23 protein-coding genes and 1 pseudogene are annotated in these 23,347 nt (G+C 60.0%); 15 read left to right on the plus strand and 9 right to left on the minus strand.

Going from position 1 to position 23,347, the window contains the following annotated elements:
* Window positions 1–129: 129 nt before the first annotated feature.
* The gene (locus tag JMY24_RS32870; RefSeq protein ID WP_201703638.1) at window positions 130–1,335 is read right to left on the minus strand and encodes an alcohol dehydrogenase catalytic domain-containing protein; all 1,206 of its coding nucleotides are present in this window, start codon (window positions 1,333–1,335) and stop codon (window positions 130–132) included.
* Between the two features lie 417 nt (window positions 1,336–1,752).
* Here JMY24_RS32870 and JMY24_RS32875 point away from each other — a divergent pair, with 417 nt between their 5' ends.
* The 4 genes from JMY24_RS32875 to JMY24_RS32890 all read left to right on the plus strand — a co-directional run bounded on the left by JMY24_RS32875 (window position 1,753) and on the right by JMY24_RS32890 (window position 5,326).
* On the plus strand, window positions 1,753–2,337 hold the full coding sequence (locus JMY24_RS32875) for a BON domain-containing protein (protein WP_236597632.1): 585 nt from the start codon (window positions 1,753–1,755) through the stop codon (window positions 2,335–2,337).
* Between the two features lie 88 nt (window positions 2,338–2,425).
* Window positions 2,426–2,713, plus strand: coding sequence for a DUF3331 domain-containing protein (locus tag JMY24_RS39705; protein WP_413231287.1), 288 nt, complete (start codon window positions 2,426–2,428; stop codon window positions 2,711–2,713).
* 1,003 nt (window positions 2,714–3,716) lie between these two features.
* A complete protein-coding gene (locus JMY24_RS32885; RefSeq protein ID WP_128589725.1) occupies window positions 3,717–4,475 on the plus strand; it encodes a basic amino acid ABC transporter substrate-binding protein in 759 nt (252 codons plus the stop codon).
* Between the two features lie 74 nt (window positions 4,476–4,549).
* Window positions 4,550–5,326 (plus strand): amino acid ABC transporter permease, encoded by a 777-nt coding sequence (locus JMY24_RS32890; RefSeq protein WP_201703640.1) that lies wholly within the window; start codon window positions 4,550–4,552, stop codon window positions 5,324–5,326.
* 674 nt (window positions 5,327–6,000) lie between these two features.
* Here the strand turns inward: JMY24_RS32890 and JMY24_RS32895 are convergent.
* Entirely contained in the window at window positions 6,001–6,309 is a 309-nt protein-coding gene (locus JMY24_RS32895) for a type II toxin-antitoxin system RelE/ParE family toxin (protein WP_128593956.1), read from the minus strand.
* 285 nt (window positions 6,310–6,594) lie between these two features.
* Here JMY24_RS32895 and JMY24_RS32900 point away from each other — a divergent pair.
* Window positions 6,595–6,864 (plus strand): annotated as a pseudogene (locus tag JMY24_RS32900) (transposase); the annotation flags it as partial.
* A 169-nt stretch (window positions 6,865–7,033) separates the two neighbouring features.
* Here JMY24_RS32900 and JMY24_RS32905 read toward each other — a convergent pair.
* Window positions 7,034–7,792 (minus strand): GntR family transcriptional regulator, encoded by a 759-nt coding sequence (locus tag JMY24_RS32905; protein ID WP_164853360.1) that lies wholly within the window; start codon window positions 7,790–7,792, stop codon window positions 7,034–7,036.
* 187 nt (window positions 7,793–7,979) lie between these two features.
* On the opposite strand from JMY24_RS32905, the gene JMY24_RS32910 reads away from it, so the two are divergent.
* From JMY24_RS32910 to JMY24_RS32940, 7 genes are read left to right on the plus strand one after another with little or no spacing between them, the layout of a single operon-like run.
* Window positions 7,980–8,324, plus strand: coding sequence for an NIPSNAP family protein (locus tag JMY24_RS32910; RefSeq protein WP_128585683.1), 345 nt, complete (start codon window positions 7,980–7,982; stop codon window positions 8,322–8,324).
* Between the two features lie 17 nt (window positions 8,325–8,341).
* Window positions 8,342–9,481, plus strand: a complete 1,140-nt coding sequence (locus tag JMY24_RS32915) for a mandelate racemase/muconate lactonizing enzyme family protein (RefSeq protein WP_128585684.1) — start codon at window positions 8,342–8,344, stop codon at window positions 9,479–9,481.
* A complete protein-coding gene (locus tag JMY24_RS32920; protein WP_236597633.1) occupies window positions 9,478–10,506 on the plus strand; it encodes a hydroxyacid dehydrogenase in 1,029 nt (342 codons plus the stop codon). Before JMY24_RS32915 ends, JMY24_RS32920 begins: the two co-directional genes overlap by 4 nt.
* The gene (locus JMY24_RS32925) at window positions 10,503–11,657 is read left to right on the plus strand and encodes a mandelate racemase/muconate lactonizing enzyme family protein (protein ID WP_128593959.1); all 1,155 of its coding nucleotides are present in this window, start codon (window positions 10,503–10,505) and stop codon (window positions 11,655–11,657) included. The genes JMY24_RS32920 and JMY24_RS32925 overlap by 4 nt, the downstream gene beginning before the upstream one ends.
* 47 nt (window positions 11,658–11,704) lie before the next feature.
* On the plus strand, window positions 11,705–12,688 hold the full coding sequence (locus JMY24_RS32930; protein WP_128585687.1) for a Bug family tripartite tricarboxylate transporter substrate binding protein: 984 nt from the start codon (window positions 11,705–11,707) through the stop codon (window positions 12,686–12,688).
* A 40-nt stretch (window positions 12,689–12,728) separates the two neighbouring features.
* Window positions 12,729–13,199 carry a tripartite tricarboxylate transporter TctB family protein gene (locus tag JMY24_RS32935; RefSeq protein ID WP_128585688.1) on the plus strand — a complete coding sequence of 157 codons (471 nt, stop codon included), beginning with the start codon at window positions 12,729–12,731 and terminating at the stop codon, window positions 13,197–13,199.
* Between the two features lie 3 nt (window positions 13,200–13,202).
* Complete coding sequence (locus JMY24_RS32940; protein WP_128585689.1) at window positions 13,203–14,780, plus strand: tripartite tricarboxylate transporter permease; 1,578 nt, start codon at window positions 13,203–13,205, stop codon at window positions 14,778–14,780.
* A 262-nt stretch (window positions 14,781–15,042) separates the two neighbouring features.
* Here JMY24_RS32940 and JMY24_RS38695 read toward each other — a convergent pair whose 3' ends face one another.
* Window positions 15,043–15,519 carry a porin family protein gene (locus JMY24_RS38695; protein ID WP_236597634.1) on the minus strand — a complete coding sequence of 159 codons (477 nt, stop codon included), beginning with the start codon at window positions 15,517–15,519 and terminating at the stop codon, window positions 15,043–15,045.
* A gap of 261 nt (window positions 15,520–15,780) precedes the next feature.
* Between JMY24_RS38695 and JMY24_RS32950 the strand changes: the two genes are divergently transcribed.
* From JMY24_RS32950 to gcvA, 3 genes are all read left to right on the plus strand, one after another.
* Window positions 15,781–16,746 carry an acetaldehyde dehydrogenase (acetylating) gene (locus tag JMY24_RS32950; RefSeq protein ID WP_128593960.1) on the plus strand — a complete coding sequence of 322 codons (966 nt, stop codon included), beginning with the start codon at window positions 15,781–15,783 and terminating at the stop codon, window positions 16,744–16,746.
* A gap of 19 nt (window positions 16,747–16,765) precedes the next feature.
* Window positions 16,766–17,809 carry a 4-hydroxy-2-oxovalerate aldolase gene (gene dmpG, locus JMY24_RS32955; RefSeq protein WP_128593961.1) on the plus strand — a complete coding sequence of 348 codons (1,044 nt, stop codon included), beginning with the start codon at window positions 16,766–16,768 and terminating at the stop codon, window positions 17,807–17,809.
* Window positions 17,810–17,929: 120 nt separating this feature from the next.
* Entirely contained in the window at window positions 17,930–18,841 is a 912-nt protein-coding gene (gene gcvA, locus JMY24_RS32960) for a transcriptional regulator GcvA (RefSeq protein ID WP_128593962.1), read from the plus strand.
* Window positions 18,842–18,903: 62 nt separating this feature from the next.
* Here gcvA and JMY24_RS32965 read toward each other — a convergent pair whose 3' ends face one another.
* The 5 genes from JMY24_RS32965 to JMY24_RS32985 all read right to left on the minus strand — a co-directional run bounded on the left by JMY24_RS32965 (window position 18,904) and on the right by JMY24_RS32985 (window position 23,314).
* The gene (locus tag JMY24_RS32965; RefSeq protein WP_167375345.1) at window positions 18,904–19,932 is read right to left on the minus strand and encodes a branched-chain amino acid ABC transporter permease; all 1,029 of its coding nucleotides are present in this window, start codon (window positions 19,930–19,932) and stop codon (window positions 18,904–18,906) included.
* 12 nt (window positions 19,933–19,944) lie between these two features.
* Window positions 19,945–20,823 carry a branched-chain amino acid ABC transporter permease gene (locus JMY24_RS32970; protein ID WP_128585694.1) on the minus strand — a complete coding sequence of 293 codons (879 nt, stop codon included), beginning with the start codon at window positions 20,821–20,823 and terminating at the stop codon, window positions 19,945–19,947.
* Window positions 20,824–20,837: 14 nt separating this feature from the next.
* A complete protein-coding gene (locus JMY24_RS32975; RefSeq protein WP_128593964.1) occupies window positions 20,838–21,596 on the minus strand; it encodes an ABC transporter ATP-binding protein in 759 nt (252 codons plus the stop codon).
* The gene (locus JMY24_RS32980) at window positions 21,596–22,366 is read right to left on the minus strand and encodes an ABC transporter ATP-binding protein (protein ID WP_128593965.1); all 771 of its coding nucleotides are present in this window, start codon (window positions 22,364–22,366) and stop codon (window positions 21,596–21,598) included. Before JMY24_RS32980 ends, JMY24_RS32975 begins: the two co-directional genes overlap by 1 nt.
* A gap of 93 nt (window positions 22,367–22,459) precedes the next feature.
* A complete protein-coding gene (locus tag JMY24_RS32985; RefSeq protein WP_128585696.1) occupies window positions 22,460–23,314 on the minus strand; it encodes a phytanoyl-CoA dioxygenase family protein in 855 nt (284 codons plus the stop codon).
* Window positions 23,315–23,347: the final 33 nt, after the last annotated feature.

Here is a 23,347-nt window from a genome sequence, read left to right on the forward strand (position 1 = left end):
TGATGTTACGGATCTATCTGCGGCGCCCTCGCGAGGCGATGACACCTCAGGTTATCTCACCCGCTTCATGTGACGGATCGGGGCGCCTGAACGGGAGGAGCAGTCCAGCGCCCCGTATGTCTGCAGGCTCTATGCGGCTTTCTTCACGCTGCCGTGCGGGTCGATGACGAATTTCTTCGGCGAGCCCTCGCTGAACGTCTTGTACGCCTCAGGCGCCTGCTCCAGCGTGATGATCTCAGTGTTCAGCATGGCGCTAAGATAGGGCATCCGATCCCACAGGATCGCCATCATCAGGTCGTGGTTGTAGTGCATGATCGGCGCCTGCCCCGCCGTTAGTTTCGGCGACTTGATCCAGGCCTTGCCGAAGTCGATGGGAAGCTTGCCCTTCTTCGTCAGATCGGTGCTCGCCTTCGGGTCGGCGTCGGTATAGATGCCGGGGACGCCCATCGCCCCACCGGCCCGCACTACTTCGATAAGCGTGTTAATCACCGCCTCCGAGTGCTCGGTGTTCGCCTCCGGACCACAGCCGTGCGCCTCCAGCCCGACACAATCCACGCCGCAATCCACCTCCCGCTTGCCCAGAATCGCTTCGATCTGGTCGGCCACCGGCGTGTCCCTAGTGAGATCGACCACCTCGCAGCCATTATTCTTCAGCAGGTCCAGCCGCGCCCGGTTGGTATCGGCCACGATGATGCAGGACGCGCCGATCAGGCGAGCGCCCGCCGCGGCACACCGGCCTACCGGCCCTGCCCCGGCTATATAGACCGTCGAGCCAACCTTGGCGCCGGCCTCCATCAGACCATGGAAACCGGTCGGCAGGATGTCCGACAACAGCGTGAGGTCCCGGATCTTCTCCATCGCCTGGTCCTTGTCCGGGAAAGGCAACAGGTTCCAATCGGCGTAAGGCACCATGAGGTAGTCGGACTGGCCACCCTGCCAGCCGCCGAGATTGAAGCCATAGGCGCCGCAATCGACGGCGTCATTGACGTTCATGCACACATCGGTATGCCGCTCCTTGCAATTTCGGCAGCGCCCGCAAGAGACGTTGAACGGGACCGAACATATGTCGCCCTTCTTGATGAACTCGACGTCCGGCCCGACCTCGATGACTTCCCCGGTCATCTCATGTCCCATCACCATCCCCTTAGGCGCGGCAAAGCGGCCGTGGTAGATGTGCTGGTCGCTGCCACAGATATTCGTCGTCACGATCTTGAGGATAGCGCCGTGATTGGCTTTCTTGCCTGTCGGCGTGACCAGCTTCGGATAGTCGAAAGTCTGCAGCTCCATCTTCATCGGACCCATGAACGTTATGACGCGATTGCCGCTCCCAGCCATGATATGTCTCCTTGTTGGGCGTGCGAGGTCCGATCGATGTTCCCATCGCGGCCTGGGTAAGGCGTCACGCTCGAATGGAGCCTGCCGATCATTGCGATCCCGAACACGTATGCAGGCTAAGATATGACGCCGATCTCGTCACGTGTCCATTGACCCGATGACGATGGCATCAAGACTAGGCTCTTGCCGGTTGCACTTCTTCCTCATTCCTGCAAAGACGTGTCGGATCCCTGCGCTCCTGCTGCGCGGCTTTCAGCTGTAAACGTACGGCAGCATTCCGCAAAAACTGCGCAGGCGAACGGAAGAAAATCTGCACCGCGCGGCCCTACCGTTGTCCTACCTTGGACGGATGCGCTCGGCGCCGCGCGTGGCCCGCGTGCACGCGTTAGTCCCTCAGCAAGCCAAGGAGGAGCAGCGATGAGAACCGACGACGACATCAAGCGGGACGTGGACTACGAACTGATGTGGGATCCGGACATCGATCCATCAGATATCGGGGTTGCGGTCAGGGACGGCGCGGTCACATCGTCCGGTTTCGCGCGCAGCTTCCGGCAAAGGCGCAAGGCCGAAGACAACGCGACGCGTGTGCGCGGCGTGCGAGGGTCGGCAAACGATTTGGAGGTGCGGTTGCCGCTGATCAACAAGCGGCCCGATCCGGAGATCGTGCGCGAGATCATTGCCGAACTGAAGGCCGAGGTGCCTTATGCGGCGGAAGATATCAAGACAGTCGTCAGGGACGGACACGTGACGCTGAAGGGCGAAGTCGAATGGGACTATCAGCGCCGCCGCGCGGCCGACACGGCGCTGCGGGTGAGCGGCGTGACCGGCCTGACGAACGAGATCGAGATCAACCCGAAGGTCGAGCCGGAGGACCTCAAGCGCAAGATCGACGACGCGCTCAAGCGCAACGCGGAAGTCGACGCACAGCACAGCACATCACGGTCGAGGCCGAAGGCAATAAGGTCGTCCTGCGCGGTGGAAACTCATGCAAGCCCCCGTTGAAGAACACAGAGCGAGGCAATCAACAATAGCCCTCCTGTCGGGCGAAGGCGAAATGCATCTGCCCATTGTGACCAGTCGTGTCCGCCCGATGCGCGGTGATAGCTACTTTGGGAAATGTGTCATCCGGCTCATCGAACGTGATAGTCCGACCTCGGCAACTGTTGCGTGGAGCGACTCGACCTCCTGCTTCTACGGCGCACAGCTATGGCGGCGCTGCGTCGCGAAGAAAGTCGGGGTCTGCTCCCTGAGTGGCCAGACCATTGCAAGAGGCGACGCCGTATATCGGCCCAGACGTGTTCAACCTATACCACGAAACGTCGAAGCAATGATTCTCGCCGCAGTGCTGGAAACGGTCTCTGTGGAAGAAGGCATCTGACAGTTCTGCTCCGGTAGGTCACGGGTCAAGCACCAAGAGATTTTGATGGACAGGAATCTTCCCGACAAATGTCAAAGTGTGCCCCTTCAGTCTTCCGTCGACGACGGTGCCCGATTATGCGACCCTGTTCGATATGACACTCGTTCTCACTATCGATTTTTCGCTACTCTGTCGGCGGCGGGACAGCGGTTTTCACCGGACATCTGATACGTAACGCTCTGCGCCAAACGATATGCACTGCCTGCAATACCGGAGCGCTGAGTGATGCCTTCCCCGCTGGCCGGCGTCAAGGAGTGAAGCACTCAACACCTTCCCGACGCGGCAGCCGCCTGCGTCGCATCGCATATCGGCGCCAAGCGTTCGTGCGGATCATCCGCTTCGAGCATAGTCATGCCTCAAAGCGCTGCGCGCTATAAAGCGTCAGGCGTCGCCCCAGCTTTGGACTGAAGAGGTCGTAACGATGCGCGCCACGAGGATGCGACAGCGTGAGCGGACCGAAGCTTCGCAAACGGTCGACCCTGAGTACCACCTACCTGAGGATTTCATGGCGTGGGACATTCCGCTTCGTGACAATCCTCGCCTCTATCAGCGAACCACCTCCTGTGATCCTATGAGCCAGGCTCACGGCTAGCGCCTCTGTGATTGCAACTCGCGAGAAGGAAAATCTGCCTGTCGCGTTTCTCGAAGCATCCGGCGCCGGTCTCCTACCGCTTGTCAAGTTCGTTTGACCACCGGCGGCCTGGGCGTAACGCGTCGGCACTCGAGCGTCGCCTTCGCCGGATGCGGCATAACCGTGGTTGACTATTTCAATAACGCTCGTAACGGTGCGGAGGTCAATCCGCTTGGAAAGTACAGTTGAGGCCGCTCAAATTCCGACTACCACTCCTGCAAGACAGGTTGGAGGTGCCGCTTCTACACCACGGGCTCGCCGCATGTCCGACGGAAAATTGGACACTGCCGCGTTCACCCTATAATCCTGCTTTTCTTATCGGGCGATGCAGCTATGAAGAAGTTGATCCTCACTCTGGCTTCGGTGGCGTTCTGCGCTTTGGGAACGGCCGGCGCGCAGGCGCAAGACCGCGAACTGGTGGTGGCGTCCAGCGCCACCTACACACCGTTCGCATTCGAGAACAAGGACAAGCAGATCGTGGGCTTCGACATTGACATTATCGATGCCGTCGCCAAACAGCAGCACATGAAACTGCGTATCGTGAACACACCGTTCACGAGCATCTTCGCGTCGCTCAACAATGGCGACGTCGACCTCGTAATCTCCGGCGTGACGATCAACGAGAAGCGCAAACAAAGCTTCGACTTCTCGGCGCCGTACTTCGATGCACGGCAACTGATTGCCGTACCTAAAAGCAGCACCGTGAAATCGCTGAAAGATCTCGACGGCAAGAAGGTGTCCGTGGTCAGCGGCTCGACGGCAGACGACGTGATGAGCCGTGAAGTCGGCAAAACGAATCCGAATATTCGCCGCTTTGAGAGCACGCCGCTCATCATTTCCGAACTGGCTTCGGGTGGCGTCGATGCCGCGATCGGCGACAACGGCGTCATCGCTTACCGCGTGTCGCAGAACCCCGGCCTCAAGACCGTCGAAGACGCCAATTTTCCGAAGGAATACTATGGCATCGTCGTGCGCAAGGGCGAGAAGGCGCTGCTCGAGAGGATCAACGCCGGCCTTGGCGCGATTCGCGCGAACGGCACCTACAACCAGATCTACAAGAAATGGTTCAATCAGGATTTCAAGCCGCAGTGACGCGTGCGAGGGCCCGGTCGTGCGGGACGCACGACGATCTCGCCGCGATGCATTTCGCTTTCTAAAAGGCAAGCATGGAAGACAGCAACCCGACGGTATGGTTCGGTTGGTTCCGCCCGGACATTCTTACGGAGTACAAGCAGCTTTTCTGGCAAGGCACGCTCGTCACCATCGGTATGACAGTGGCCTGTGTACTGATGGGTTGCATGCTCGGCTTGCTGATCGCGCTGGCGCGACTCGCCGACGCGCGGCACGAGCCGTGGAAGGCCGTGTGCCATTACCTTTTGCGCTGGCCGTCTACGGTCTACGTCAGCTTTTTTCGTGGCACGCCGCTGTTCGTGCAGATTCTGCTAATGCATTTCGCAGTAATGCCGCTCTTTATCCATCCGGTTACCGGATTGCTGATTAGAGGCGACCTCGCGCGCACGCTGAAGCAGGATTACGGCGCACTCATTTCGGGCGTCGCTGCGCTGACGCTGAACTCCGCAGCCTATATTTCGGAAGTGTTCCGTGGCGGCATCCAGTCTATTGAAATTGGGCAACGACAGGCAAGCCTTTCACTGGGTCTCACGCAAATGCAGATGATGCGTTATGTGGTCATCCCGCAGGCGTTCCGGCGCATGCTGCCAGCGCTCGGCAACAACATGATTGCGCTTCTGAAGGATACTTCGCTGGTGTCCGCGATCGGACTCGCCGAGCTGGCCTATGCGGCGCGCACAGTAGCGGGGGCGTATGGCCGGTATTGGGAGCCGTACTTGGCGATTGCGGCAGCATATTGGCTGATGACATTCGTGCTGTCGATCGGCTTGCACAGACTTGAGGTCCATCTCGCGCGGACGGATCGCGTGTAGTGAAAAAGGCGGGATTTTCAATCCGCTTCCATCCGGGCCATCAATGGTTTGATGGCGCACGTGTCTTCCTGACGCGAGCGCTATCGCGGACCAAGCGCCATGCACGGCATGCAACCAGGCGCTGACCGAGACGGGACAAATTTCTCACGACCGCTGCAAGAGTGCGGGCTAGTTCTGTGAAGGCAGTAGTTCTTGATGTATCCGGCAGTGGAGGTTCTTCAGGCTCGGACGCGCCCATGCAGAACTTTTGACGGAATGACGGAACGACTGTTCCGCTCTGACTATGTCGCCAGAACAGCGACGACTCTACCCGCACCAACGGTTGACAAGCGCTTTCGCGACATCGCCTATTCAGCTTCTGCGAAAGCTCCCCGCATTAAGGCGATCCCTACAATTGCCCGCTCGTGCTTGAAGTCCCTGCCCGGCCCAACTGTTCGCGCATGTTCAGTGTCACAAGCGTCGCTGACTTCATGGACGGCTCCTACAGTGCTGCAGTGAACCGCCAGCTTGCCAGTTGTAAAACACGACATTTGTATCTTGCTAGAACACGACATTCTCATATTGCTCTTACATACAAACGGGTGATCACTTTAATTATTTCAATTGTCGCGCCACGCGACCAGAGGTCGGCCTTCTGCCGTACTTACCATGCGCTCCGCCTCTGGGCATCCTCGTCAGCTGCTCAAGCGTCGGTATGGTAATTCGCGCTGGCTGCGGATTGCGACGACGAGCACAAGATCCAGCTCCGCGACGCATCTGTAAAGCGCAAGGTAGCCGTGAGTTCCATTCGAAAACGCCAACTCTCGCAGCGGGCTCGCAGCGCTGACCGGTCGTCCATTTGCGGACCGGACTGAAGAGCGTCCAGCGAACCGAACAACGTCATCAATGCGGGTCGACGCGGTCTCGGGGGCATGCTCGCACAGAAAATCGAAGATACGGTCAAAGTCGTCGCGGATTTCAGGCGCGAGTATTATCCACGCCATCTCTTAACCTTGGGGGCTGCAGATCACGTCGATAGAAGACAATGTTGCGCCGCCCCCCAGTAAGTACCCTCTTCGGGGTTCAGGGCAATCATGTGGCCCCGCCGCTGTCGAAATGCAGAACACCGAGCGAACTGTGCCGGCCTGTCGCGTCGGCGTGCTTCACAGCTACTACACGCATTTCATCAAGCGCCGCGTTTGCGACGGGGCGGGTGGCAGAAAGTTACCTGCGAACCTCCGGGATAAACCGACAGAACACGCTTGCACAAGCGATCGATACCGCCTTAAGCGTTTATCGCCTGGTTCAACAAGGCAGTGCTCTACGGCCTGCTGTTCGATGTTGCCGCCGATACCCTCCCAACCATCGCCGCCGACACAAAGCATCTGGGCGCGCAGATCGGCGCGACACTCGTGCCGCACACGTGGGGCTCGGCGCTCACGCACCATCCTCACGTACACGGCATCGTTCCCGGCGGAGGCCTCTCGCCAAACGGTGAGCGGTGGGTTGCCTGCCGGCCCGGCTTCTTCCTGCCAGTACGTGTGCTGTCGCGCCTGTTCCTAACGGAGGGAACTTTAAAGACTGGGTCGAACGAATCGTCGCGAGGGGATGAACGAAATAAAGCGTTTAGTTTAATGTGACAGCCGCACGCAAAGCATTCTTCTCCGTCACCGGCGGGCTTTCATACCACCCCGAGGCGATGCTCAAGACATTCACGAAACGCCGGACTCAGCTGATCTGTAGCGGACGGCTGTTGGGCGGAATATAAAGGTCCTGAAAATACCCGACCTCGCCGCGTCGGTCGTAGGCGAAGATTTCCAGCACGGCACCCGAGGTCTCCGCCTTCAGACGCAAAGCCTTGCACACGTATGCCGGGAAGACGCGTACCGTGAGTTGCTCGCTGAACTTCGTGAGTGGGTGATGAAACTCGCGAGCAAGCAGATCCTTGAAATTCGCGCCATTCAGTTTTTCCGTATCGAGGGTTGCGAGTTCGGGAAACACGTCGGCGTCGAAGTACAGGTGCGTGTAGATCGAGAATTCATTGGCGATGGAAAACAACCGCTCGATACACACGGGCCTCGCCGCCAGCAACCGCGTAGACCAGAGGCCGCGCTCCTTCACCGCGCGCCGCCGCACTACCTTCGAAAAGATTGGCAACAACTGTCCCGTCGCTTCGTCGATGAACCGGCAGTGCTGAAACGGCGCATGCATCATCGTCGATCCATCCGCGACGAAAGTGCCTGTACCGTGCTTGCGGACCAGCTTGCCCTCGTCGACGAGCATGCGCAGGGAGCGCTGCACGGTGCCAAGACTCAATTGCATCATTTCCGCAAGCGCATCTTCCGGAGGAAGCTTTGCACCAGCCTCCAGCCGGCCGCTCGCGATCTCGTCGGATAGATAGTTACGCAGCAGCAGGTATTTCGGCACTCCATTTTGCTGCGGCAATCGCAGCGCCGGAACCGTCGTTTGATCGTTGATGTGGTCCATATACGTCTCTTTCATGCGCCCGACCGTGCGCGGACATTGCCCCACTTTACTGGGCGCATCAGATTCACGGGAGCCTGGTGATTACCCTCGATTGACATCGCATCAGTGGCTTCGTAGGATGTCCTATATAGGACTAGAGCTCTACAGTTTTAGGAATTATAGCAAAAGCTTGCCCTGGAGACGACGGATGATCATTGAAGAGCGCATCTATACCTGCTACTGCGGCAAGGCCCAGCAGTACGTGAAGATGTATCAGGAAGAAGGCCTTGCCATCCAGCGGCCGATTCTCGGCAACCTGGTGGGCTATTTCACCAGCGAACTCGGCGTGCTGAATCAGGTGGTCCATCTGTGGGCCTATGAAGACCTGCAGGACCGAGCCGCGCGCCGCGCACGGCTCCTTGCGCATCCCGAATGGAAGGCATACGCCGCGAAGGTCCAGCCGCTGGTGCTCAACCAGGAAAACAAGATTCTCATCCCTACGCCGTTCTCGCCCTGGGCGAATGGCGCACCACATCCGTCTGTTAACCAGTAACGTTCGAACACGTAACCATGAAGATCACAGAAGTCATCGCCCATCAGTTGCTCGTCAATGTCGACGAGCCGTTCACCTCGTCCCGCGGCTGGATCTACAAGACCAAGGGCGCACTGGTCGTCGAGATCCGCACCGACGACGGCATCGTCGGCTGGGGCGATTGCTACGGGCCAGCGGCCGTCAATCGATCCATCGTCGAATCGCTGCTGCGGCCCTCGCTGATCGGACGCGACCCGTTCGACGTCGAAGTGCTGTGGGAGGAACTCTATAACAAGGTCAAGGACTACGGCCTGAGCGGCATGACCATTTCGTCTATCAGCGGCGTCGACATCGCCCTGTGGGACATCATCGGCAAGTCTACCGGTCAGCCCATACACAAGCTGATCGGCGGCAGCTTCCGGAATTCGTTGCAGGCGTACGCAACCGGGCTGTACTTCAGGAACATGGACCGCCTCAACGAAGAAGCGGTCGAAGAGGCGCTCGGCTACAAGTCGCAAGGCTTCAAGGCGATCAAGATGAAGATCGGCCTCGGCTCGCTGAAAAAAGATATCGAGCGCGTGGCAGCCGTGCGCGATGCAATCGGCTCGGACATCGCGCTCATGGTCGACGCCAACCATTGCTTCAACGTTCCACAAGCGATCAACATCGGCCGCGAGCTGGAAAAGCTCGACGTGCATTGGTTCGAAGAACCCATTTCCCCTGAAGACCTGGATGGCTATGTCGAGGTGTCGCGAAGTCTCGACATGGCCGTCGCGGGCGGCGAGAACGAATTCACCAAATTCGGCTTCCGCCGAATCCTCGAACGGCGCGCGATGGACATCGTGCAACCCGACGTCTGCGCAGCGGGCGGTATCACCGAATGCAAGAAGATCGCTGCGCTCGCGCAGGCAAATTCGGTTCAATGCGTACCGCACGCATGGGGCACGGCAATCGGCCTTGCAGCCACAATGCACTTCCTTGCATCGCTGCCATTCACACCTCCTTGCCTGGTGCCGACGCCGCCCATGCTCGAGTACGAACAGACGTTCAACCCGTTCCGCGATGAACTGAGTTCGGCTGACCTGACGCATCGCGAAGGCATGGTCAAGGTGCCGACGGGCGCCGGCCTCGGCATCGAAATCAATCGCGAAGTGCTCGAACGCTACAAGGTCGCATGAACATGGCCGCGCCCAATCTGCCTGTCGTCCTGTGCACACTGCCGCTCGATCCTGCGGGACTCTCGTTACTCGAAGGCATTGCGCACGTGGTGGTCGCGCCCGACCCGTCGGCCGACACGTTGCGGCGAATGATAGGCGACGCCGACGTGCTCGTCGTGCGCACGCAACTGCCCGCCGATCTGTTCGAACAGCCGAACCGGTTGCGTGGCGTAGTGCGCAACGGCACCGGCCTCGATTTCATCCCCGTCGCGTCAGCGAGTTTGCACGGCATTCCCGTCGCGAATGTGCCGGGCGCCAACTCGCAGGCTGTCGTCGAATACTGTATCGGCGGATTCCTGCTCCTCTCGCGCCGCTTTGCGGAGATGGATAGCGGATTGCGCCGCGACGGCTGGGCCGCGGCGCGCGCGCTGTCTGCGAGCACGTCGGAGCTGTCGGGCAAGACAGTCGGCATCGTCGGCGTGGGGACGATCGGTGCGTCGCTCGCACACGCGTGCCACTATGGTTTCGGCATGCGCGTGATTGGCTCGCAGCCGCGCCTCGACGCACTGCCGGCCTTCGTCGAACCCGTGGATATCGACACCCTGTTTGCGCGCAGCGATTTCATTTCGCTGAACTGCCCGCTCACCGACGCGACCCGTCATCTCGTCAACGCCCAGCGCCTCGAACTGATGAAGCCGCATGCGGTCCTCGTCAACGCGTCTCGCGGTGCGGTGATCGACGATGCCGCGCTCGTCGACGCGCTCAGCCGGCGTGTTATCAAGGGCGCAATGCTCGACGTGTTCACCGAACAACCGTTGCCGCCCGGCCATCCGTTCCGCCAGCTCGACAATGTCGTGCTCACGCCGCACGCCGCTGCACTGACGCAGGAAAGCACGGCGCGCATGAGTCTGGGCGCGGCACGCCAGGTCGTCCAGTTGCTGAAGGGTGAGCGGCCCGACCATCTGGTCAACCCCGAAGTTTGGGGCAAGCATTCTGCGCGCTCCAATGCGGGCAGCGCGGTAACTGATTCCGGAGTGTCCTTATGAGCCAATTCGACGCAAACCTGCGCATCGAGCGGATCCACGCTTATGCCACGTCAGTGCCCGTCAAAAACGGCGTAACGCTCGGTATCGGCCGCGCTGTGAAGCGTGACTGCGTGATCGTCAAGGTCGAGACAGCTAGTGGGCTGACGGGCTGGGGCGAGGCGCATCATGGGCGTTGCCCTGGCGCCATCGCGCACCTGATCAACACGACGCTGAGCCAGCTCGTCGTCGGCATGGATGCCGCCGATGTAGTCGGCGTCTGGTCTCGCATCTACTCCCGCCAGCTCGCGAGTCACGGCATGGCCGGAGCGGCTGCGCTGGCGATGAGCGGAATTGACCTGGCCCTGTGGGACGTTCGTGGCAAGGCCGTCGGCTGGCCGGTCTACAAGCTGCTTGGTGGATCGCCGAGCCCGATCCGGGCATACGCGGGCGGCATCTCGCTCGGCTTCCAGCCGGCCGAGGAACTCGTCGAGGAGGCACGCGCACTCGTCGTGCAGGGCTATCGCGCCCTCAAGCTACGCTTCGGCGACACCGTACGACGCGATGTCGAACGACTGGAAGCGGTGCGCAAAGCATTCGGCGACGACATCGATATCATGGTCGACGCGAATACGGGCTACAGCATGGACGACGTGCGTCTCGCGATGCCCGCGCTCGAAGCGAATCGCGTGCTGTGGCTCGAAGAGCCGTTCCCGCCGCACGATCACCGAAGCTATCGGGAAGCGAGCCAGTTCGGACACGTTCCGCTTGCCGCCGGCGAAAACCACTTTACGCGCTTCGAGTTCAATCGCGTGATCGAAGATGGCGCGATTCGTATCTTGCAACCGGATCTCTCGAAGACGGGCGGCATCACGGAAGGCGTCCGCATCGCCGCAATGGCATCGGCGTACAAGCTGCGAATCCATCCGCACACCTCCGCAAGCGGGCTCAACATGGCGGCCAGTATCCACATGCTGAGCGCGATCGACAACGGCGGTTTCTTCGAAGCCGACGTGGCGCGCGAAAACGCCTTCCGCGACAGCCTGACTAATCGCCCTGACCGCCTTGACGCAAACGGCTGCGTGATCGTTAGCGACGCGCCCGGACTGGGAATCGAAGTGGACGAAGCGTTTCTTGCCGCTCATCCGGTAATCGACGGTCCCGCGTACGTTTAAGAGCCGCGACATCGACCGGCCAAAATCAGATAAAACAGGAGACAAACATGCAATTCCTTCGGCGCGTTTTCGCTGCGTTCGCTGCATTGGCACTTTCCACGCTCTGCGCGACGTCCGTCGCGCACGCGGACACCTTCCCCGACAAACCCATCCGCATTATCGTGCCGTATGTCCCGGGCGGCTCGACGGATTTGCTTGCACGCGTCGTCGCGAAGCAACTGACCGCGCAATGGGGGCAGCCCGTTATCGTTGAGAATCACCCGGGAGCCAACGGGATCATCGGTGCCGATCTGGTTGCGAAGGCACCTGCCGATGGCTATGTGATCGGCATTGCGTCTCCCGGCACGCACGCGGCCAACGCGAGCCTCTACACGCATCTGCCCTACGACACGGTCAAGAGCTTCACACCGATCACATTAGCGGTTAACGCGCCGCTCGTGCTCGTTGCGCATCCGTCGTTGCAGGTCAAGACCGTGCAGGAGTTGATCGCGAGTGCGAAAGCCAGTCCTGGAAAGATCAGCTATGCATCGGGCGGCATAGGCTCATCGCAGCATCTGGCGATGGAACTGTTCGATCACATGGCCGGCATTTCAATGACGCATGTGCCGTACAAGGGTTCGGCGAACTCGTACACGGATCTGCTGGGCGGCCGCGTGAAAGTCGAATTCGATGCCTTCACGGCTGCCATGCCTTACATCAAATCCGGCCAGTTGATCGCACTCGGCGTCGCGGCCTCCAAACGCGTACCCGCTTTCCCGAACCTGCCGACCGTGGCCGAGTCCGGTGTTCCGGGTTTCGAGGCGTCGTCGTGGTACGGATTCGTCGCCCCCGCGAATCTGCCGAAGGACGTGCTCGCGAAGCTGAACGCCGGCATCGTCAAGGCACTGCAGACACCGACCGCTCACGACACGCTGACCGGCGTCGGCCTCGTCGTGGTCGGCAGTACGCCCGACCAGTTCGCGCAGTTCATCAAGGACCAGATGGCGCTCGCGGGCAAGGTCGTCAAATGGGCTGCAATCAAGCCGCAATAACGCGCATTCAGCTTAAACAGCACCTCACGAGGAAACAGACATGGAAGGTCTGCACAACCCACGCACTCGCGACTATGTCGGTGGCGCGTTGATGTTTCTGCTGGGCATGGCGGCGACGGTGCGCGGTACAAGCTACGGTATCGGCAACCTTGCCGATATGGGACCCGGCTTCACCCCCGCCGCGATCGGCGTCATTCTTGCCGTGACGGGGATCGCGATCGCGTTCGCGGGCCAGTCGGCGGGCGCGGCGGCATCGCGCACCAGCGGCGATGCCGCGCCGCAATGGCGTGGATGGATCTGCATCGTGCTCGGCATCGCCCTCTTCATTGTCTGTGCCGCCTACATTGGGCTGTTGCCCGCGACCTTCGCGATTGTCTTCGTATCAGCGCTGGGCGATCAACGCAACACGGTGAAAAACGCTTTCTGGCTGGCGATTGCGGTTTGCGTCGTGTGCGTGATCGTGTTCTGGTGGGGATTGAAGATCCAGTTGCCGCTCGTTCATTGGGGTTGAGACATGCTTTATCAATCGTTGGTGGATCTATGGCAGGGGTTCGGGGTTGCGCTCGAACCGCACAACCTGATGTGGTCGTTTTTCGGCGTGCTGGTCGGCAACCTGATCGGTGTGCTGCCCGGCATGGGAGCGCTGTCGGCCATCTCGATGCTGCTGCCGCTCACTTATGCGCTGCATCCTATTCCCGCGATCCTGATGCTGGCCGGCATCTTCTACGGATCCCAGTATGGCGGTGCGATCGGAGCGATCCTGCTGAACCTGCCCTGCCACCCGCCTCATGCCGTCACCTGCCTCGACGGGTATCCGATGACCCGGCAAGGCCGCGGCGGAGCGGCGCTCGGCATTACGATGATCGCATCGTTCTTTGCTGCGTCGTTCGGCATCATGGTCATGGTGTTTGCGTCGCCCGTACTCGTACGCTTCGCATTCCAGTTCGGCCCGACTGACATCTTTTCGATCATGTTGCTCGGCCTGCTGGTCGGCGCGACGATGAGCAAGGGCTCGAAGCTCAAGGGCGTCGCCATGACCGCAGTCGGGCTACTGGTTGGCGTGGCGGGCACCGATGTGAACACGGGCGTGGCGCGTTTCACGTTCGGGTTTACAGAGCTCTCCGACAAAGTGGAACTCGTCGCACTCGCCATGGGATTATTCGGAGTCGGCGAGTTCCTGCGCGGCGTCAACCGGATGGATGTAGTGGGAAGTGCCGCCAAGGTAAGGTTGCGCGACATGCGGCCCGATCGCCAGGATCTGAAGCGCGCGTTCTTTCCGATGCTGCGCGGTACGATAATCGGCAGCCTGTTCGGCGCACTGCCCGGCACTGGACCAACCATTACGACCTTCATTGCGTACGCGTTCGAAAAGAAGATATCTAAGACGCCGGAGCGCTTCGGACATGGTGCGCTTGAAGGCGTCGCCGCGCCGGAGGCGGCATCGCATTCAAAGACCCAGGTCGATTTCATTCCGACCATGAGTCTGGGCATTCCGGGCGATGCGGTCATGGCGCTGTTACTCGGAGCATTGCTGATCCAAGGCATTCAGCCTGGACCGCAGCTTATTACCGAACACGCTGATCTCTTCTGGGGATTGGTCGCCAGCTTCTGGGTCGGCAACGTGCTGTTGATACTGTTGAACGTTCCATTGATCGGTGTCTGGGTCAAGCTGCTGCGCGTGCCTTATCGCTATCTCTTTCCGACCGCGCTGTTTTTTATTGCTGTCGGGGTCTACAGCACTAACAACAGCCTTTTCGAAGTAAGCGAAGTACTCGTGTTCGGCGTAGCGGGTGCAATCTTCCTGGCACTCGACTTTCCCATCGCGCCGATTCTTCTTGGTTATGTCCTGGGTCCGATGGCCGAAGAAGATTTCCGTCGCTCTCTTTTGCTGTCGCATGGGGACCTTGCCATCTTTGTGCACAAGCCGATCAGTGCAGCGTTCCTCGGCGTTTGCCTGCTGCTGGTACTCGCGCAGTTCGCGCTGGCGCTGCGTCGAAGCTGGACGAGCAGGAAGGAGCGTGAAGAAAACAGACTACGAAATTCGTTGAACGGGACCGAATCCCTGCACACGCACTCGTCGACTCGTGGCTGAAGCGGGCGGAATTCGGTCCATCCGCTAACTCGATGACATCAGCCACCGAGCGACGACGCCATGCGTGAGCGGGGCCCGCCCGGCTCACGCTTTCGAGGCATCAGTAGCGATGCCGCATTCCAATTCGCACGACGCCCTGATGGTTTGTCGGCGCCGAGCGACACCTGGTGATACGTCGCGCCTCCGAGCCGTCCGCGGTTCGTGCTGCTGATGCGGCTGCCCTTCTTATAATCGTACGCAGCGCCGATCAACCGCGATGGCGTCAGGTGGTACTCGCCGTTGACTTCGGTGTCGTTGTAATGCGTGCTGCCGGCGAAGCCGAGCGGGTCGGTCCCGAACTCGTGTCGCCGAGACCCTTGAACGCCGTGTTCGTCCCAGTGATGCCGGCGCGCGCCGGCCCTAACAGATAAGCGCCGCCCGCCGCGATCGACTGATACGTGGACGGGGAGGCGAATCGGGACAGCGACGGCGCAGTACCCAGATTCGAACCCGGCACCCCGTTGATCGTCGCAGCCACCGTTGCGGCCGCGCCGAAGTACCACACGTTCGGGTTGTGGGCGTTGAAGTACGCGCCGCCCGGCGCGAACGGCCCGTAGGTGTAGCCGCCGCCGACGCAGTAGATCTGGTTGCGGCCCACGGAGCGCAGGCTCAACTGAAACCTGAAATACCAACGCACCGCGCAATGGATGACGACGCCTGGAAAGCGGTGACGGTAATAGGGCGGCTCCGAGTTCTTCATCGTCTCACTCTACCTGCATATCCAGTTACCCTGAGAGTGCGCGTATCAGGTATTCGACCTACCAGCGGGCCTAGAAATACTTCATACACTCCCAAGAAAAAATGACTTGTTCCAATACCTGCTCCGGCCTAGTCTGCTGTACCAGGGACAGATACGCCGTTGACCATGGTCGCGAATCAATCGAGGTTGGCGCGACGGAGATGGCTGCTCGCATGAGAGATACGTAATCCCGTTTCGCGATCCATTCTTTTTGGGGAACACATGTCAAAAACAAAAGTCGCCATTATTGGTTCTGGAAATATCGGCACCGATCTGATGATCAAGATCCTTAGGTACGGCCAGGATCTCGAGATGAGCGTGATGGTCGGCATTGATCCCGACTCGGACGGACTGGCGCGCGCCGCTCGTATGGGCGTGAGCACCACGTCGGCCGGCGTCGAAGGACTCGTTCGCATGCCGGAGTTCAATGATATCGGCATCGTGTTCGATGCGACCAGCGCGTCGGCTCATATCAGGAACGAAGCATGCCTGAGAAGCCACAAGCCCGATATCCGTATCATCGATCTCACCCCGGCGGCTGTCGGTCCGTATTGTGTGCCGGTAGTCAATCTCGATACGCACGTGCATCGGCCCAACCTCAATATGGTCACATGCGGTGGGCAAGCGACGATTCCTGTCATCTGGGCGGTTTCGCGTGTGACGCCAGTTCACTATGGCGAGATCGTCGCCTCGATCGCGAGCAAATCGGCAGGACCGGGTACCCGGGCCAACATCGACGAATTCACCGAAACCACATCGCGAGCAATCGAAATGGTCGGTGGTGCGCGGCGGGGTAAAGCCATCATTGTTCTCAACCCGGCCGAGCCGCCGCTGATCATGCGTGACACGGTATTTTGCCTCGCTGAGCCTGGTGACGACATCGCGCGCACCCAGGCCCGCATCGCCGAATCAATCGCGCAGACGGTTCGCGATGTACAGGCCTATGTGCCGGGATACCGTCTGAATCAACAGGTGCAGTTCGAGGTGATCGGTGCGGCGAAGCCCGTCAACGTTCCGGGCATCGGACCGCTTTCCGGCCTGAAAGTCAGCGTATTTCTCGAAGTGGAAGGCGCCGCGCACTATCTGCCCGCCTACGCCGGAAATCTCGACATCATGACCAGCGCAGCACTCGCCACCGCGGAGCGCGTCGCGAGCCGCATTGTACGCACCGGCACGGCAATCGCATGACAGGAATGGGATATCAATCGTGAAGCACAAGAAACTCTATATTTCCGACGTCACCTTGCGCGACGGCAGTCACGCTATTCGCCACCAATACAGCCTGAAGCAGGTCAGGGATATTGCCCGCGCTCTGGATGAAGCGAAAGTCGACTCCATCGAAGTCGCACACGGCGACGGCCTGGCAGGCTCAAGTTTCAATTACGGGTTCGGCGCACATACGGATCTCGCCTGGATCGAGGCGGTGGCTGAGACCGTCAAACACGCAACGGTCGCTACCCTCCTTCTGCCAGGCGTCGGCACCGTGCACGACCTGAAGTCCGCCTACGCGGCAGGGGCGCGCGTGGTGCGCGTCGCCACTCACTGCACCGAGGCCGATGTCAGCAGGCAGCATATCGAAACGGCCAGAAATCTCGGTATGGACACCGTTGGCTTTCTGATGATGAGTCACATGAATACGCCGCAGGGTCTCGCGCAACAGGCCAAACTCATGGAGAAATATGGCGCGACTTGCATCTACGTGGTGGATTCGGGCGGGGCGCTTAGCATGAACGACGTGCGCGAAAGATTCATCGCGCTCAGGGACGTACTCGAGCCCGAGACGGTGACCGGCATGCACGCTCACCATAATTTGAGCCTTGGTGTCGCGAACTCGATTGTGGCGGTTGAAGAAGGATGTCTGCGCGTCGATGCGAGTCTGGCAGGCATGGGCGCCGGCGCTGGCAACGCGCCGATCGAGGTGTTCATTGCCGCCGCCGAGCGGCTCGGCTGGAATCACGGCTGCGACCTTTACAAACTGATGGACGCTGCCGACGACATCGTTCGCCCGCTGCAGGACCGGCCAGTCCGCGTCGACCGCGAGACATTGGCGCTCGGCTATGCGGGGGTCTACTCTTCCTTCCTGCGGCACGCCGAGTCTGCCGCCGCGACGTATGGTCTGAAAACCGTCGATATCCTCGTGGAATTGGGCCGCCGCCGCATGGTCGGAGGGCAGGAAGACATGATCCTCGACGTCGCACTCGACCTGCTGAAGCACGGCCCGATTTCGGGGGATCCCCGCCCATCCGCCTGAGGTGAAGCCCGCTTCGTTTCTCCAGCCGTTGCGTGCTGCGGTTGCGTGCGGCTCCGCGCGCTTTACTGCATATCCGTTATGGTAATGTGACGCCTGGAACGAAACGAAGAGATGATTTCAATGTCACGGCCGCTCCCTCCTCTTAACGCGCTTAGGGCGTTTGAAGTCGCCGCCCGGCATCTGAGTTTTACGCGAGCGGGGGAGGAGCTTTGCGTGACCGCTGCGGCCGTGGGCCAGCAGATCAAACTCCTTGAAGATGCACTGGGTTTCCCGCTGTTTCACCGCAGGCCGAAATCGCTTGAATTGACCGACGCGGGCAAAGGCTATCTTCCTGCAATCCAAGGTGCATTCCAGCAGATCGCCGAAGCAACGCATCTGCTTCATCAAAAACGGAAACGGCCGACACTCAAGATCAGCATGCCGCCTACGTTCGCGGTGAAATGGTTTTTGCCTCGCCTTGAGCGGCTGATGAAGGCGTGCCCCGACTTCGACACGAAAGTCACGACATCCGCCGAGCCTATCGATTTCGCCCGGGTCGATTTCGACCTGGCCATCCGGTTCGGCAAGGGCGTCTATCCGGGTTTCCATTCCGAGCAATGTCTTTCCGTCGAGGTTTTCCCTGTCTGCAGCCGCGCGCTACTAGAAGGGGACTATCCTCTGCGCACGCCCGGCGACCTGAAACATCACACTCTGCTGCACGACGAAAGCACGTACAGCGACGGCAGCACCAACCCGGACTGGGCCACCTGGCTGCGCTCGGCTGGCGTGGAAGGCGTGGATGCCACCCGCGGCCCATCCTTTTCGCCAAGCCATCTGGTGATCAACGCAGCGATTGACGGGCGTGGAGTGGCATTGGTCAAGAACAGCTGGGTAACGGACGACCTCGCTAGCGGAGTTCTGGTCAGGCCGTTTGAGCGCAGCCTGCCGGTCGAGTTTGCGTACTACGTCATTTACCCCGAGTCACGGGTGGCCGACACTTCGACTCTCCAGTTCGTGGCCTGGCTCCATCACGAGGTCGCGGCGGACAGCTAGCCGTATGCCGCTGAGCCGCACAATGGCGCGCTGGGCTCAGAGCCCCGGCCGCCCCACTGCCTTCACCGTCGCTGAGGCTCCTGCATGGACAGCTTCGAGCGCTGCGCGCGCCCGCGCCTGGTATTGTCATGCAAGCGCCGCATCAGCGCAGCGCCCTCGCCTACTATCCCGCGCCTGAATGCCAGCACGCAGACCACGAAGAGAAAGCCGGTGACGATAGTGACCGACTCGCCGAGCGACCTGAACGAGTCGATATTTGTCAGTACCGATAGCCAATTGCCGAGACTGTCCAGTTTGTTCTGAAGCGCGACGATGAGCACCGCGCCGATGATCGGACCGTCGATCGTGCCGACCCCGCCGATCACCGTCATCAGCAGCACGAGACCCGACGTACCCCAATGCACGTCCGTTAGTGTTTCAAAACCCAGCACTTCCGCCTGCAATGCGCCAGCAAGACCCGACAACGCAGCGGAAAGAACAAACGCGAGCAGCTTGTACCGGTCAACGTCGTAACCCAGCGAGATGGCTCGCGGCTCGTTCTCTTTGACGGCCTTCAATACCTTGCCGAACGGCGAATGCACGATGCGAAAGATCAACGCGAAGGCGCCTGCCGTGAACGCCAACACCACGTAATAAAAAGTGGTGTCGTTCGACAGGCCGATCACGCCGAGCAAATGTCCGCGCGGCACACCCTGCATGCCCTCTTCACCACCGGTTGCAGGCGTATGCAGGCACGCGAAATACACCAGTTGGGCGAGTGCCAGCGTAATCATCGTGAAATAAATGCCCTGCCGGCGGATCGCCAGCACGCCCATTACAGCGCCAATCGCGGCCGCGCCGCCGACCGCCGCCAGCAGTGCCGCTTCGAGCGGCCAACCCATCGGGCCGAGCAGATAACCGAACACATAGCCAGCGACGCCGAAAAATGCAGCATGACCAAAAGACAGCAGGCCTGCAAATCCGAGCAACAGATTGAACGCGCACGCAAACAACGCGAAGCACAGCATTTTCATTAGCAGTACAGGATAAACGACCGCTGGCGCGGCCAACGCGATCGCCAGCATGATCGTGTACTTGAACTTCATATCCATTTCGCGCCTCTCCTAGTTTCTTTTTCCGAACAGGCCTGCAGGCCGGACAATCAGGACAATCGCCATGACGATGAAAACCACCACATCCGATAACGGGGGGTAGACAAGACGTGTCAGTCCCTCGATCACGCCCAGACCGAGTCCCGTCACGATGGCGCCAACGATCGAGCCCATCCCCCCGATAACGACGACCGCAAACACAATAACGATGAGGTTCGAGCCCATCAATGGAGAGACCTGTACCACCGGCGCCGCGAGTACGCCGGAAAACGCTGCCAGCAATGCACCGAACCCATAGGTGAGCGTCACCATGCGTGGCACGTTGATGCCGAATGCTTCCACCAGCTTCGGGTTCTCCGTGCCCGCGCGCAGCCGGCCGCCCAGGCGCGTTTTCTCGATCAGGAACCAGCTGCCGAAGCAAACGAACAGGGATGCAGCGACAACCCATGCACGGTAGACCGGCAGGATCATGAAGCCGATATCGAATACGCCAGACAGTGACGGTGGAACCGCGTAGCGCTCTCCAGACACACCGTAGGCCGACCGGAACAGCCCTTCCACCATGAGCGAGAGGCCGAACGTCAGCAGCAACCCGTAAAGCGGATCGAGCTTGTAGAGCCGCCGTAACAGCACACGCTCCACGATCATCCCGAAAGCGGCCACTAATATTGGCGCGACGAACAACATCGTCCAATAGCCCACGCCCGCATAACTGAGGCCCATCCACGCCACGAACGCGCCCAGCATATACAACGCCCCGTGCGCAAAGTTGATCACATTCAACAGGCCGAAGATAACTGCAAGTCCCAACGCGAGTACTACGTAAAACGAGCCATTCACCAGCCCAAGGAGCAACTGGCTCAGAATCACCGGTAGCGGCATGCCGAACATATTCGCCCTTTCATTTATACGCCGAGTAATGTGTGCAATGCGGACATCTTCGACGGAAGATCCGACGCATCGAACGACTCCACGATCTCCCCGTGCTCCATGACGTAGAACCGGTCGGTCAAAGGCGCCGCGAACCGGAAGTTCTGCTCCACCAGCAAAATGGTGTAGCCGGCACGCTTGAGCGTGACGATCATTCGCGCGAGCGCTTGCACGATAACCGGCGCCAAACCCTCGGAAATCTCGTCCAGCAACAGCAGTCTCGCGCCAGTGCGAAGGATCCGCGCGACCGCTAGCATCTGCTGCTCGCCGCCAGAAAGAAGCGTTCCCCGGCTCGCTCTTCTGTCCGCGAGGTTCGGGAACATTGCGTAGATTTCTTCAAGCGTCATGCCCGGATGGACCTTGGAAAGCGGCGGTGGCAGCATCAGGTTCTCCTCTGTCGACAGTCCCGAGAAGATGCCTCGTTCCTCTGGGCAATAGCCGACGCCCAGATGTGCAATGCTGTAGGTCGGAAGATTGATTACCTCCGTGCCGTCGATCCGGACCGAACCCTCGCGAGCTCCCGTCAGCCCCATGATGGCCCGTAGCAGCGTGGTGCGGCCAGCACCGTTACGTCCAAGCAGCGCGACCACTTCACCATGCTTCACCTGCATGCCGACGTTATGCAGGATGTGCGACTCAGCGTACCAGGCATCGAGGTTCGATACGTCGAGCGCATAGCCCGAAACGCGAGTCGCACCGCGTGACGCGGCCGAACGGACATCGATATCCAGCATCAGTGCACCCCCGCGAGCGTCTGCGGGCCGCTGCCCATATAAGCTTCAATCACGCGCTCGTCCGCGGAAACTTCCGCATAGGTGCCTTCGGCCAGCACGCTGCCGCGCTGCAGCACCGAGATCCTGTCGCAAATACCCGCGACGACCGTGAGATTGTGTTCGACCATCAGGATCGTGCGGTCCGCAGAAATCTTTTTGACCAGCTCGGCAATCCGGTCGACGTCCTCGTGTCCCATTCCCTGGGTCGGCTCGTCCAGAAGCATCAGTTCCGGGTCCATGGCCAAGGTCGTCGCGATTTCGAGCGCACGCTTGCGGCCGTAAGGCAAATCAGCGGCGATATCGTGCGCGAATGCAACCAGATTCACCGAGGCAAGCAGGTCCATGGCGCGATCGTTCAGGCAAGCGATGCTGCGTTCGCTGCGCCAGAAATGAAACGACGTGCCGAGCTTGCGCTGCAAGCCAATGCGCACGTTGTCGAGAACCGAAAGATGCGGGAAGACCGCGGAGATCTGAAACGAGCGGATGACCCCTTGTCGAGCGATCTGCGCGGGCGTGGCATCCGTGATGTCGCGCCCTTTGAATACAATCGCCCCGGCGCTCGGGGTGAGGAATTTGGACAGCAAATTGAAGAACGTCGTTTTGCCGGCGCCGTTCGGACCGATCAGGGCATGGATATGTCCGCGGCGGACTTTGACGCTGACATCATTCACGGCAGTAAATCCGTTGAAATGCCGGGTCAGGTTTCGCGTCTCGAGAATGACGTCGACCACTGGCTGCTCCAGTTGTTCGTTTATACCGTGAGGCGTCGGCGACGACGCCCCGTTGCGCTGCGTTGCGTTTGTACGCCGCCTGCGGTGAGCCGGCTATTGCGCCGGTGCGGTCGCGCGCTTGCCCGCTTCGGCCGCGCCTGCATACAGAATCTGCAATTGCATATCGACAGCAGCGGCGTGGCGCGCCATCGCCTCCGGATGAAAGTCCGATTCCGGCGCCGGCGCGAGGACGAAATTACCGTGCCTGTCTTCGCCGCGCACCAACGTCGCACTGTCCGGCAAACCAGTGGTCTGGTAAGCGTGCGTGGGGATATAGCGGATCGCAAAGCCGACTCGCGGAAAGTCCGCTTTGTTAGGCTCGGAGCCGTGAAAGAGCCGCACATTGTGAATCGATGCTTCGCCCGGCTGCAGGATGACGTCCAGCACATCATCTTCGTTGACCTCAACAGCGATTTCCTGGCCACGGGTCAGGAAATTGTTTTCGTCGAAGGTATCGATATGCGGCACCTGCGTTTTGTGACTGCCGGGCACCACGCGCAGACAGCCGTTCTCGACCACACTGGGCGTCAGCGCAAGCCATACGGTTAGCACTTCATTGGTTGACATGCCGTAGTAGGTGGAGTCCTGATGCCAGGACACGAAGCGCGGATCGTGCGGCTTCTTGGCAAAGAACTGCGAGTTCCAGCACAGAATGTCCGGACCGAGAATATCTTCAACCGCGTCGAGGATTGTCGGATGGCGTACTAGCTCCGCAAGCCAGGTCACCAGCATGTGCGAGTTGTGCAACTGATTGTTGTTGCGCGACATCTTCGCGCCATAGCGCTCCTGCAGATCCATGAAGCGCCCGAGAAGATCGTTCGCATCGGCCGGCGTCATAGCCTTCACCGGAAAATGCACCCCTTCTTCCTTATAACGGTCGATCTCCGTCTGGCTCAATAGTTTTGGCATATGTCCTCCTAATTAATGCAAACAGGTACCCAT

It is taken from the genome of Paraburkholderia kirstenboschensis (genome assembly GCF_904848585.1).
Lineage (GTDB): Bacteria > Pseudomonadota > Gammaproteobacteria > Burkholderiales > Burkholderiaceae > Paraburkholderia > Paraburkholderia kirstenboschensis.